7 protein-coding genes are annotated in these 13,118 nt (G+C 69.4%); 4 read left to right on the top strand and 3 right to left on the bottom strand.

Features of this window, described 5'->3' with window-relative positions:
- The first annotated feature begins 334 nt into the window (after positions 1–334).
- Together inaX and AC1PME_RS07790 are read left to right on the top strand one after the other, a co-directional pair.
- Complete coding sequence (gene inaX, locus AC1PME_RS07785) at positions 335–4,858, top strand: ice nucleation protein (protein ID WP_481097795.1); 4,524 nt, start codon at positions 335–337, stop codon at positions 4,856–4,858.
- A 368-nt stretch (positions 4,859–5,226) separates the two neighbouring features.
- Positions 5,227–6,507, top strand: coding sequence for an MFS transporter (locus tag AC1PME_RS07790; RefSeq protein WP_481097796.1), 1,281 nt, complete (start codon positions 5,227–5,229; stop codon positions 6,505–6,507).
- Here AC1PME_RS07790 and AC1PME_RS07795 read toward each other — a convergent pair.
- The 3 genes from AC1PME_RS07795 to AC1PME_RS07805 form a co-directional block, all read right to left on the bottom strand.
- Positions 6,446–7,825, bottom strand: a complete 1,380-nt coding sequence (locus AC1PME_RS07795) for a diguanylate cyclase (protein WP_481097797.1) — start codon at positions 7,823–7,825, stop codon at positions 6,446–6,448. The genes AC1PME_RS07790 and AC1PME_RS07795 overlap by 62 nt on opposite strands.
- A 76-nt stretch (positions 7,826–7,901) precedes the next feature.
- A complete protein-coding gene (locus tag AC1PME_RS07800) occupies positions 7,902–9,209 on the bottom strand; it encodes an NAD(P)/FAD-dependent oxidoreductase (RefSeq protein WP_481097798.1) in 1,308 nt (435 codons plus the stop codon).
- Between the two features lie 105 nt (positions 9,210–9,314).
- Positions 9,315–10,685 (bottom strand): glutamine synthetase family protein, encoded by a 1,371-nt coding sequence (locus tag AC1PME_RS07805; protein WP_481097799.1) that lies wholly within the window; start codon positions 10,683–10,685, stop codon positions 9,315–9,317.
- Between the two features lie 277 nt (positions 10,686–10,962).
- Between AC1PME_RS07805 and AC1PME_RS07810 the strand changes: the two genes are divergently transcribed.
- Entirely contained in the window at positions 10,963–11,718 is a 756-nt protein-coding gene (locus tag AC1PME_RS07810; RefSeq protein ID WP_254461048.1) for a gamma-glutamyl-gamma-aminobutyrate hydrolase family protein, read from the top strand.
- A 5-nt stretch (positions 11,719–11,723) separates the two neighbouring features.
- Complete coding sequence (locus AC1PME_RS07815) at positions 11,724–13,106, top strand: glutamine synthetase family protein (protein WP_307549706.1); 1,383 nt, start codon at positions 11,724–11,726, stop codon at positions 13,104–13,106.
- The last annotated feature ends 12 nt before the right edge of the window (positions 13,107–13,118 follow it).

The raw sequence follows: 13,118 nt of genomic DNA on the forward strand, positions 1-13,118 counted from the left end.
TTGGAGCGCAAACGTCTTCCCCAGTCTCAATCCGTGAGAATGCCGGATTCGACGCTGTGGTCGTTTTCATGAAACTGACCCACGCGTCCGCTCGGAGAATCGGGCCTTGCCGCCCCCCGATGCTTGGTGGCAACGGCTTCGCATTGCGGCCGCGGCCGGACTCCGTTTCGTGGAGATGGGGCAGGTCTCGCGCCAGGCGCCTCTGGCGATGGCCATGCCCACTGGCCGTCGCAGCCAGAACGGATGCGATGCAGCAGTGTTTTCCCGTTTGCAGGTCGCGGATTCGTCCTGGGAACTCATCCGGTTTTTCCATATCTATAATGAGGGCGATGCGATGATCACTGAAAAGATTCTGGCGCTGCGCACATGCGCCAACAATATGGCCGATCACTGCGGCTTGATCTGGCCGATGTCCGGTCACGTGGAATGCAAGTACTGGAAACCGTCCGCTCTGCACGAGAACGGCCTCACCGGTCTGTCGTGGGGGCGCGGCGGCGGGGCCCATCTGAGCGCGCATGCCGATGCCCGCTGGGTCGTTTGCGAAGTCGCCGCTAGCGACGTGCTGCCGTTGCCGGAAGAGGGGATGATCAAGTTTCCGCGTGCGCAGGTGCTGCTGGTCGGGAGCCGGAGCGAGGCGTTGGACTATATCGCGGCCAATCGCCGGTTCTACGAACTGGCGGATCAGGCCGCGTTGCCGGCAACGCCGACGAACGTAGCCAGTCCGGCCGCGGCGGCGTCTGCGCCGGCGACCCAGGCAACCCTGGGGACCCCGCCGACCCAACCCACCCCGCCGACCGTGGCGACCGTGGCGACCGTGGCGACCGTGGCGACACCGGCAACGCCGGTGGCCACGGTCATTGCGGCCAATCCTGTCGAGTCGCGTCCCGACCTCCTTGCCAGGAAGACCGAAACAGGCGTCTATGGCAGCACGCTCACCGGCTCCGACCAAAGCCGGCTGGTCGCCGGCTACGGCAGCACCGAGACCGCTGGCGATCACAGCGATCTGATCGCCGGTTATGGCAGCACCGGCACCGCGGGCTCCGACAGTTCCATCCTTGCCGGCTATGGCAGCACCCAGACCGCGGCCGACCGGAGCACGCTCATCGCCGGTTACGGCAGTACCCAGACGGCCCAGGAAGGCAGTCGCGTGACGTCCGGCTATGGCAGTACCGCGACCACGGGCGCCGACAGCGCCGTGATCTCCGGCTATGGCAGCACGCAGACTGCAGGCAGCGACAGCTCGCTGACCGCGGGTTACGGCAGCACGCAGACGGCGCGGCAGGGCAGCGACGTCACCGCCGGTTACGGCAGCACCGGCACCGCGGGTGCGGACAGTTCGCTGATCGCCGGCTACGGCAGTACGCAAACCGCAGGCAGCGACAGTTCGCTGACCGCCGGCTACGGCAGTACGCAAACGGCGCGGCAAGGCAGCGACGTCACCGCCGGCTACGGCAGCACCGGCACCGCGGGTGCGGACAGTTCGCTGATCGCGGGCTACGGCAGCACGCAGACTGCGGGCAGCGACAGCTCGCTGACGGCCGGCTACGGGAGTACGCAAACGGCGCGGCAAGGCAGCGACGTCACCGCCGGCTACGGCAGTACCGGCACCGCGGGTGCGGACAGTTCGCTGATCGCGGGCTACGGCAGCACGCAGACTGCGGGCAGCGACAGTTCGCTGACGGCCGGCTACGGCAGTACGCAGACGGCACGCCAGGGCAGCGACGTCACCGCGGGTTATGGCAGCACCGGCACCGCGGGCGCGGACAGCACGCTGATCGCCGGCTATGGCAGTACGCAGACCGCGGGTAGCGACAGCTCGCTGACCGCAGGGTACGGCAGCACGCAGACGGCGCGGCAAGGCAGCGACGTCACCGCCGGCTACGGCAGCACCGGCACCGCGGGGGCCGACAGTTCACTGATCGCGGGCTATGGCAGCACGCAGACCGCAGGCAGCGATAGCTCGCTGACCGCCGGCTACGGCAGCACGCAGACGGCACAGCAGGACAGTTCGCTCACGACCGGCTATGGCAGCACCTCGACGGCAGGTCACGACAGCTCACTGATTGCCGGCTACGGCAGTACGCAGACCGCAGGCAGCGACAGCTCGCTGACGGCCGGCTACGGCAGTACGCAGACGGCGCGGCAGGGCAGTGACGTCACCGCGGGTTATGGCAGCACCGGTACCGCGGGTGCGGACAGTTCGCTGATCGCGGGCTACGGCAGCACGCAGACCGCAGGCAGCGACAGTTCGCTGACGGCGGGGTATGGCAGCACGCAGACCGCGCGGCAAGGCAGCGACGTCACCGCCGGTTACGGCAGCACCGGCACCGCCGGGGCGGATAGCTCACTGATCGCGGGCTACGGCAGCACGCAGACCGCGGGCAGCGACAGTTCGCTGACGGCGGGGTATGGCAGCACGCAGACCGCGCGGCAAGGCAGCGACGTCACCGCCGGCTACGGCAGCACCGGCACCGCCGGGGCGGATAGCTCACTGATCGCGGGCTACGGCAGCACGCAGACCGCGGGCAGCGACAGTTCGCTGACGGCGGGGTATGGCAGTACGCAGACGGCGCGGCAAGGCAGCGACGTCACCGCCGGCTACGGCAGCACCGGCACCGCGGGCGCGGACAGCACGCTGATTGCCGGCTATGGCAGCACGCAGACCTCAGGCAGCGACAGCTCGCTGACGGCCGGCTACGGGAGTACGCAAACGGCGCGGCAAGGCAGCGACGTCACCGCGGGTTATGGCAGTACCGGCACTGCCGGCGCGGACAGCACGCTGATTGCCGGCTATGGCAGCACGCAGACCTCAGGCAGCGACAGCTCGTTGACGGCGGGGTATGGCAGTACGCAAACGGCGCGGCAGGGCAGCGACGTCACTGCCGGCTACGGCAGCACCGGCACCGCAGGTGCCGATAGTTCACTGATCGCGGGCTACGGCAGCACGCAGACCGCAGGTAGCGACAGTTCGCTGACGGCCGGCTACGGCAGTACGCAGACGGCACGCCAGGGCAGCGACGTCACCGCGGGTTATGGCAGTACCGGCACTGCCGGCGCGGACAGCACGCTGATCGCGGGCTATGGCAGTACGCAGACCGCAGGCAGCGACAGTTCGTTGACCGCGGGGTATGGCAGCACGCAGACCGCGCGGCAAGGCAGCGACGTCACCGCCGGCTATGGCAGCACCGGCACTGCCGGCGCGGACAGCACGCTGATCGCAGGCTATGGCAGTACGCAGACCGCAGGTAGCGACAGTTCGCTGACGGCGGGGTATGGCAGCACGCAGACCGCGCGGCAAGGCAGCGACGTCACCGCCGGCTATGGCAGTACCGGCACTGCCGGCGCGGACAGCACGCTGATCGCGGGCTATGGCAGCACCCAGACCGCAGGCAGCGACAGCTCGCTGACGGCCGGCTATGGCAGCACGCAGACGGCGCGGCAGGGCAGTGACATCACGGCTGGCTATGGGAGTACCGGCACTGCCGGCGCCGACAGCTCGCTGATCGCCGGCTACGGCAGCACCCAGACCGCGGGCTACGACAGCACCCTCACCGCCGGCTACGGCAGTACGCAGACCGCGCGCGAGGACAGTACGCTCACCGCCGGCTATGGCAGCAGCTCCACCGCCGGTCACGACAGCTCGCTGATCGCCGGCTACGGCAGCACCCAGACCGCGGGCTACAACAGCACCCTGACCACGGGCTACGGCAGTACCCAGACCGCCCAGGAGAGCAGTTCCCTCACCGCCGGCTACGGCAGCACCTCGACGGCCGGCTACGACAGCTCGTTGACCGCCGGTTATGGCAGCACGCAAACCGCCGGCTACAAGAGCACGCTGACCGCCGGCTATGGCAGCACCTCGACCGCCGGCCACGACAGCTCGTTGATCGCCGGCTACGGCAGTACCCAAACGGCCGGCTATGAGAGCACCTTGACCGCGGGCTACGGCAGTTCGCTGACCGCGCAGCAGAACAGCTCGTTGACCGCCGGCTACGGCAGTACCGAGATCGCCGGTTACGCCAGCACGCTGATCGCCGGCTACGGCAGTTCCCAGACCGCCGGCTACGAGAGCACGTTGACCGCCGGCTATGGCAGTACCCAGATGGCCGAGCACAGCAGTTCGCTGACGGCAGGCTACGGCAGCACCGGCGTCGCCGGGCAGGACAGTTCGCTGATCGCCGGCTACGGCAGCAATCTGACCAGCGGCGTGCGCAGCTTCCTGACGGCCGGCTACGGCAGCAACCTGATCGCCAGCTACGGAAGCTCGCTGATCGCCGGCCACGACTGCATCCAGATCGCCGGCCACAAAAGCATGCTGATCGCCGGCAAGGGCAGCTCCCAGACCGCGGGGTCGCGCAGCACCCTGATCGCCGGTGCGGACAGCGTGCAGACCGCCGGCGACCGCAGCAAGCTGATCGCCGGCGCCGACAGCACCCAAACCGCCGGCGATCGCAGCAAGCTGTTGGCCGGACGCAACAGCCACCTCACCGCGGGCGACCGGAGCAGGCTCACCGCCGGGGACGACAGCACGCTGATGGCCGGCGACCGCAGCAAGCTGACCGCCGGCAAGAACAGCGTCTTGACCGCCGGTGCCCGCAGCAGGCTGATCGGCAGCCTGGGGTCGACGCTGACCGGCGGGGAGAACTCGACGCTTATTTTCCGCTGCTGGGATGGCGAGCGCTACACCAACCTCGTGGTCACCACCGGCGAGCAAGGCGTGGAAGCCGACATGCCGTACCAGGTCGATGCGCAGGGCAACCTGGTCGGCAAGGGCGACGACGCGGAGGTGCTGGAGCAGGCGCCGTGCCTGCCGTTGGAGTGCGATCCGGGCGTTGTCGAGGAGGTGCACGATGTCTGAGGGGCGAGGCGACCGCGGCGCCGGCGGCCGCCGCGGGACCGGGGCGGCGGCGGGAGCCGCACGGTCGCGCGGATAGTCCGTTTGCCGGGCTTTCCCGGTCGTGCCCGGATGTGCCCGTGCGAGGTGCGCGCGGGCACCTCCCTGCTCGGTGGCGGCGCCGGCGTTGGTGCCGCTGTCGGGCGGCGTGCGATGTCCTGGGGTGGTCACGGCCGTCGCGGCGGTCGCCCACCGCCGGCAAGCGGGAGTGCGCGGGCGCTCCGCTGTTCGAGGGGCGGACGCGCGCAGCGCGGCATGGGCCGGCCGCACGACGCTGCGAAAGGCGAGGCGATCTGCCAGAATCGCAGGCGTTGTCCGCCAATGCCGAGTCCATGAGCGCCGTCGCGTCTCCCGTTCCGCCCGTCAACTCGCCACGTCGCGTGCTGCTGGCCAGCCTGGTCGGCACCACCATCGAGTTCTTCGATTTCTATATCTACGCCACCGCCGCGGTGCTGGTGTTCCCCAAGCTGTTCTTCCCCGCAGGCGATTCCGATGCGGCGCAGCTGCAGTCGCTGGCGACCTTCGCCGTGGCCTTCGTCGCGCGGCCGCTGGGGTCGGCGCTGTTCGGCCATTTCGGCGACCGCGTCGGGCGCAAGGCGACCCTGGTGGCGGCGCTGCTGACCATGGGCCTGTCCACCGTGCTGATCGGCCTGCTGCCCAGCTACGACCGTATCGGCCTGTGGGCGCCGGCGTTGCTGGTGCTGTGCCGCTTCGGCCAGGGCCTGGGCCTGGGCGGGGAATGGGGCGGGGCGGTGCTGCTGGCCACCGAGAACGCGCCGCCGGGCAAGCGCGCCTGGTACGGCATGTTCCCGCAGCTGGGGGCGCCGCTGGGCTTCCTGCTGTGCTCGGGCATCTTCCTGGTGCTGGACGCGTGGCTGGACGAGGCGCAATTCCTGCGTTGGGGCTGGCGCATTCCGTTCGTCGCCAGTGCCCTGTTGGTGATCACCGGGCTGTGGGTGCGCCTGCGTATCCACGAGACCCCGGATTTCCAGCGCGCGCTCGACCGTAACGAGCGCGTGCGCCTGCCGATGCTCACGGTGCTGTCGCAGCACGCCGGCGCGACGGTGCTGGGCACGTTCGCCGTGCTGGCGACCTTCGTGCTGTTCTACCTGATGACGGTGTTCGCGCTGGGCTACGGCACCACCACGCTGCGCTACAGCCGCGAGCAGTTCCTGCTGCTGCAGATGGCCGGCATCCTGTTCTTCGCCGCCGGCATCCCGCTGTCGGCCTGGTACGGCGACCGCCGCGGCACGCGCCCGGCGATGCTCGTGGCCAGCGTGGTGATCGTCGCGTTCGGGTTGCTGTTCGCGCCGCTGTTCCAGGCCGGGCAGCCCTGGCAGGTGCTGGGCTTCCTGGCGCTGGGGTTCTTCTTCATGGGCCTGACCTACGGCCCCTGTGGCACGCTGCTGGCCGAGCTGTTCCCGGTGCCGGTGCGCTACACCGGCGCCTCGCTGTCGTTCAACCTGGCCGGCATCCTCGGCGCGGCGCCGGCGCCCTACGTGGCGGTGTGGCTGGCCAAGCACTACGGGTTGCCGTGGGTGGGCTACTACCTCAGTGCGGCGGCGCTGCTGACCTTGCTGGCGCTGCTGGCGATTCGCCGACCGCGTCGCTGAGCGCCGGTTCCTCGGCGGGGGCGCACTCGACCCGGTTGCGGCCGCCGGCCTTGGCCAGGTACAGGTGTTTGTCGGCCTCGGTCAGCAGTGGATGCAGGCTCTGCCGCTGCGGCCCGCTGTTGCTGATGCCGATGCTGATGGTGAGGTGCAGCATCTGCGTGCCCACCGCGATCTTGAGGTCGGCGATGCGCGCGCGCAGGGCCTCGAAGTAGTCGATGGCGGCCGCGGCGTCCAGGCCCGGCACCAGCATGCAGAACTCCTCGCCGCCGAAGCGCGCCACCATGTCCTGCGGGCGGGCGTGCGCGGCCAGGGTCGCGGCGACCGCGCGCAGCGCCTCGTCGCCGGCCTCGTGGCCGCAGGTGTCGTTGATGTGCTTGAAATGGTCGATGTCGAGCATCGCCACGCTGACCGGTTGCTGCCGCGCCAGCCACTGCGGCAGCAGGCGCTGGCTCTGTTCGAGGAAGTGCCGGCGGTTGGGCAGGCTGGTGAGGAAATCGCGCGTCGCCAGGTCCTGCAGGGTGCCGATCAGCTCCAGCTGATCCACGTTCTGCGAGACCCGGCAGAAGAATTCCTCGCGCGAGAACGGCTTTCGCAGGAAGTCGTTGGCGCCGTTCTTGAGGAAGCGCGGTACCAGCGACGGGTCGTTGTTGCCGGACAGGCCGATCACCGCCAGCATGTCGCGCGCGCGCAACGCGCGCAGCCGCCGGGTGAATTCCACGCCTTCCATGCCCGGCATTTCCTGGTCCACCACCGCCAGGCGGATGGAGGGGTTGGCTTCGATCGCGCGCAACCCGGCGGCGCCGTCGGCGGCCTCGATCACGCGGTAGCCGTACATCTTCAGCAGCGAGGCGGCGTAGGCGCGCGCCGACGGCGAATCGTCCACCACCAGCGCGGTGATGGCGCGGTTGCGTGCCAGCCGCTGCACCAGCCAGGCCAGGTAGTCGATGCTGTCCGGCGCGTTCTTCAACACGAAGTCGATGATCTGCTGGGTCAGGATGCGCTTGCGCAGGCTCTCGTCGTAGACCCCGCTGACCACCACCGTCGGCAAGCCGCGCGCGATGAAAAAATCCACCACGGTGTCGCGGTCGCCGTCGGCCAGCACCAGCCCGGTCAGCGCCAGGAACCAGGAGCCGCCATCGTCCAGGGCGGCGGCGGCCTCGGCCAGGGTGGAGACCACGGTGACCGGCAGTTCCACCCGCTGTTCGATCGCCGCGCGCAACAGGTCGGTGAAGGTGCGCGAGTTTTCCACCAGCAGGATGCGCTGCTGTGCGGGGCTGCCGTCGGGGGCGATCGGGGAGATCGACAACGGGTGCGACATGCATGCCTCGCGGGCGGCAATCGGGGGGTAGCCCGGGTAGCGGCCGTGCGCGCGCAAACTTGAGGGCGGCGCGCTGCTACCAGAGTGCGTCGCGCAGCTTGTACCAGGACATCGCCGCCACCAGCAGCGGCGTGCGCAGCAGGCGGCCGCCGGGGAACGGCGCGTGCGGAATCCGCGCGAACACGTCCAGCCGTTGCGCCTGCCCGGCGATCGCCGCGGCGATGACCGCCCCGGCCAGACCGGTGGCGGCCACGCCATGGCCGGAGAAGCCCTGCGCGAAGTACACGTTCGGGGTCAGCCGGCCCCAGTGCGGGGCACGGTTGCGGGTGATGTCGACGTAGCCGCCCCAGACCGACTCCATTTCGACCTGGCGCAGTTGCGGGAACACCCGCCGCATGCGCCGGGTCATCACCCCGCGCAGGCCCGGCGGCGGCAGCGACGAATAGCTGGCACGGCCGCCGAACAGCAGCCGGTGGTCGCGGCTGAGGCGGAAGTAGTCCAGCGCCCAGTTGACGTCGGCCACCGCCATGTCGTTGCCGATCAGCGCGCGGGCCAGCGCCTCGCCCAGCGGCGCGCTGGCGCCGATGTAGGTGCCGACCGGCATGATCCGCGACTCCAGTTCCGGGGCGATGCCGCGCAGCCAGGCATTGCCGGCGAGGATGGCGAACTCGCCTTCGGCCTCGCCGTGCGCGCTGCGCAGGATCGGCCGCGCGCCGCGCACCAGGTGCGTGACCGGGGTTCGCTCGTAGATGCGCACCCCGGCGGCCAGTGCCGCCCGTGCCAGGCCGCGCGCGTAGTCCAGCGGATGCAGGTGCCCGCTGGCCGCGTCGTACATCGCGCCCAGGTAGCGCGGGCTGCGCAGCTGCGACTGCAACTGCGTGCGGTCCCACCATTGCAGCGGATAGTCGTAGCGCTGCGCCATCTCGATGATGCCGGCGCGCAGCGCACGTTCCTGGCGCGGCTTGATCGCCACGTGCGCATGCCCGTCGCGCCAGTCGCAGGCGATGCCATGGCGGGCGATGCGGGTGCGCAGCAAGTGCATGCCGTCGCGGGAGAAGTCGAACAGCAGCCGCGCATCGTCCTGGCCGAGCAGGGCTTCCAGGGTGTGCTGTTCGCAACCGTAGCCGACGATGGCCTGCCCCCCATTGCGCCCGGAGGCACCCCATCCGACCCGCTGCGCCTCCAGCACCACCACCCGATACCCGGCCTCGGCCAGGGCCAGCGCCGCGCTCAGCCCGGTATACCCGGCGCCGAGGATGCACACGTCGGCCTGCACCCTTCCGCGCAGCGGTTCCTGCGCCGGGAACGGCGTGGCGCTTTGTGTGTACCAGGAAGCGTGGGGAAGGGGGACTCGGGAATCGGGAATGGGAGAAGCGCTGGTCATGGCGGCGCACTGCTGCGGTGGCGCTGGCGCACCATGCCCTGGGCGGCAGGCGCTTTCGCTGTTGCTGCTTTCGATTCCCGCTTCTCCATTCCCGATTCCCCGCCGTCAAACCGTGCGCAAATACCAGCGATAGTCCACATCGCTGACCTGCGCCTGGAAATCCAGCAGTTCGCGGCGCTTCTGCTGGCCGTAGATATGCCGGAAGCGCGTGCCGAAGGCGGTGGCGGCGAAGTCGCTGGCCAGGAAGCGGGCGATCGCGCCGCGCCAGTCCGGTTCGCGTGCGGGGTGCTGGGTGTAGGCGTTGCCCTGGGTCGGCGGGCCCGGATCGAGGCCCTGCGCCAGGCCGTGTTCGATGCCGGCCAGGACCGCCGCGGCGACCAGGTAGGGATTGGCGTCGGCGCCGGCGATGCGGTGTTCGATGCGGGTGTTGGCCGGGTCGCTGTGCGGCACCCGCATCGCCACGGTGCGGTTGTTGAAGCCCCAGCTGTCGTTGAGCGGGACGAAGGCATTGGCGACGAAGCGCCGGTAGCTGTTGGCGTGCGGCGCGAACAGCAGCAGGCAGTCCTCGGCGCTGCGCTGCAGCCCGCCGATGGCATGCCGCAAGGGCGCGGCCGGCGCCTGCGGGGTGCAGGCGAACAGGTTGTGGCCGGCGCCATCGAGCAGGCTCACGTGCAGGTGCAGGCCGCTGCCGGACTGCGCGGCGAACGGCTTGGCCATGAAGCTGGCGAGCAGCCCCTGCTGCTGCGCGATCGCCTTGATCGCGCGCTTGAGCAGCACCGCGTCGTCGCAGGCGGCCAGCGCATCGGCGCGGTGCTTGAGGTTGATCTCGAACTGGCCGGGCGCGTATTCGGCGACCGCGGTGTCGGCCGGGATGCCCTGCGCGCGGCAGGCCTGCGCGACCGCGTCGGTGAAGCCGCGTTGGTCGTCCAGTTCCTGCATGTAATAGACCTGGGTGCTGTCGTTGCGCCGCCCGCTGTGGGCGTGCAGCGGCGGCTGCGGGCGTCCGTTCGCATCGGCGTGCGGGTCGAACAGGTAGAACTCCAGTTCCACCGCGATCACCGGGGTCAGTCCGCGCGCCTGCAGGCGGGCCAATACCTGCGCCAGCACCTGGCGCGGAGCGAAGTCGAGTGCGCCACCGGCACCGTCCTGCATCGCCAGCAGCAGTTGCGCCGACGGTACCGGCGCCCATGGCACCGGCCGCAGGCTGCCGGGCACCGGGAAACACAGCCGGTCCTCGTCGCCGATGTCGTAGCCCAGTCCGGTTTCCTCGACGGTGTTGCCGGTGATGTCGGTGGCGATCAGCGACATCGGCAGGCACACCCCGTCGCGGTAGACCTTGTCCAGCGCGTCGCGGGCGATGCGCTTGCCGCGCAGCAGGCCGTTGCAGTCCGGCAGCAGCAGGTCGATCTGCTCGCAGCCGGCGATGCGCTGCAGGGTCTGGGCATCCTCCGGGGGCAGCAGCTCAGCATCGTGCATGCGGGGTCATCGCGGCGGACGGCGGGAATGCTTCGAGCTTAGCAGAGCCCCATGGCGTCAAGAATACTCAACAGGCGCCGGGTACGATGCGCGGACGTGCGGTCGCGCTATCGTGCGGCGGTGGCCCGGTTTTGCGGAGTGGCAGGCAGCAATTGCTGCGTTGCGCAGCTCAGGTCACGGCATCGCGCACTCGGTCTGTGCCGTGTTCCGCATTGCCTCGTGTTGTAAAAATAAAACGCCCGCGGTAACTTGCGACGACGCCACACGAGTTCTTCGCATGGCCGTATCGCCCCTGGTCGGCGTGCCGACCGACCGCAAGCTCATCGGCCATCATCCGTTCCTGGCCGCGGGCGAAAAGTATCTGCGCGCCGCCGTCGATGGTGCCGGGGTGACCCCGGTGCTGCTGCCGTCGCTGCAGCCGCCGGTCGACGCCCGCGCCTGGCTGACGCGGCTCGACGGCCTGTTGCTGACCGGTGCGGTCAGCAACATCGAGCCGCATCACTACAGCGACGAACCGAGCTGGCTCGGCAACCCGCACGACCCGGCACGCGACGCCAACACGCTGGACCTGATTCCGCAGGCGATCTCGCTGGGCCTGCCGATCCTGGCGATCTGCCGCGGCTTCCAGGAAGTCAACGTCGCCCTCGGCGGTACCCTGCACCAGAAGGTGCACGCGCAGCCGGGGCTGTCCGATCACCGCGAGGATCCGCAGGCGACGCTGGAGGCGCAGTACGCACCGGCGCACGAGGTGACGCTCAGCGAAGGCGGCTGGCTGGAGGAGATCGCTGGCTGCGGGCGGGTGCGGGTCAATTCGCTGCACGGCCAGGGCGTGGCCCGGCTCGGTGGAGACCTGATCGTCGAGGCGCTGGCACCGGACGGGCTGGTCGAGGCCTTCCGCGGCATCGGTCCCGGTTTCCTGCTCGGCGTGCAATGGCATCCGGAGTGGCGGGTGCTCGACGACCCGTTCTATCTCGGCATCTTCCAATCCTTCGGCGACGCCTGTCGCCACTATGCGGCCACCCGCAGGCGCTGATTCCCATGGCCAGTCGATCCCGATCGCGCAAGCACACGCCGGAACAGCAGGAAAGTTCGCTGCGGCGCTGGCTCAAGGAGCGCCACATCACCGAGGTCGAGTGCCTGGTGCCCGACATCACCGGCAATGCCCGCGGCAAGATCATCCCCGCCGCCAAGTTCTCGCACGACTACGGCACGCGCCTGCCCGAAGGCATCTTCGCCACCACCGTCACCGGCGACTATCCGGACGACTACTACGACCTGACCTCGCCGTCGGATTCGGACATGCAGCTGCGCCCGGATCCGGACACGGTGCGGATGGTGCCGTGGGCCGCCGACCCCACCGCGCAGGTGATCCACGACTGCTACACCAAGGAGGGCCAGCCGCACGAACTGGCGCCGCGCAACGTGTTGCGCGGGGTGCTGGCGGCATATGCGGCGATCGGCTGCAAGCCGGTGGTGGCGCCGGAACTGGAGTTCTTCCTGGTGCAGAAGAACACCGATCCGGATTTCCCGCTGCTGCCGCCGGCCGGCCGCTCGGGGCGGCCGGAGACGGCGCGGCAGTCGTATTCGATCGACGCGGTCAACGAGTTCGATCCGATCCTGGACCTGATGTACGACTATTGCGATGCGATGGAACTGGACGTGGACACGTTGATCCACGAATCCGGCGCGGCGCAGCTGGAGGTCAACTTCACTCACGACGACGCGTTGTCGCGTGCCGACCAGGTGTTCCTGTTCAAGCGCACCATGCGCGAGGCGGCGCTGCGCCACGGCGTCTACGCCACGTTCCTGGCCAAGCCGATGGAGAACGAGCCGGGCAGTGCGATGCACATTCACCAGAGTCTGGTGGACAAGCACGGCAAGAACGTCTTCAGCGGCCGCCGTGCCGGCGAGTACAGCCGCACCTTCGCCCATTATCTGGCGGGCCTGCAGAAGTACGTGCCGATGGCGATGGCGTTCTTCGCGCCCAACGTCAATTCCTACCGCCGGCTGATGTTCGGCGAGGTGTCGCCGAGCAACGTGCTGTGGGGCTTCGACAACCGCACCTGCGGCCTGCGGGTGCCGATCGACACGATCGAGAACATGCGCGTGGAAAGCCGGTTCGCCGGTTCCGATGCCAATCCTTATCTGGCGATGGCGGCGACGCTGGCCTGTGGGTTGCTGGGCATCCGTGAGCAACTGGAGCCCACGGAGCCGACCACGGGCAGCGGCAAGGAGATGGGCTATCAGTTGCCGCGGTCGCTGGGCGAGGCGCTGGACGAGCTGGAGCGCTGCGCGCCGTTGCAGGAGTTGTTGGGTCCGCGCTTCGTGCGGGCGTACATTTCGGTCAAGCGCAAGGAGTACGAGACGTTCTTCCGGGTGATCAGTTCGTGGGAGCGGGAGTTTTTGTTGTTGAACGTGTAAGGGGGCGGTTCG

It is taken from the genome of Xanthomonas sp. NCPPB 901 (genome assembly GCF_056725085.1).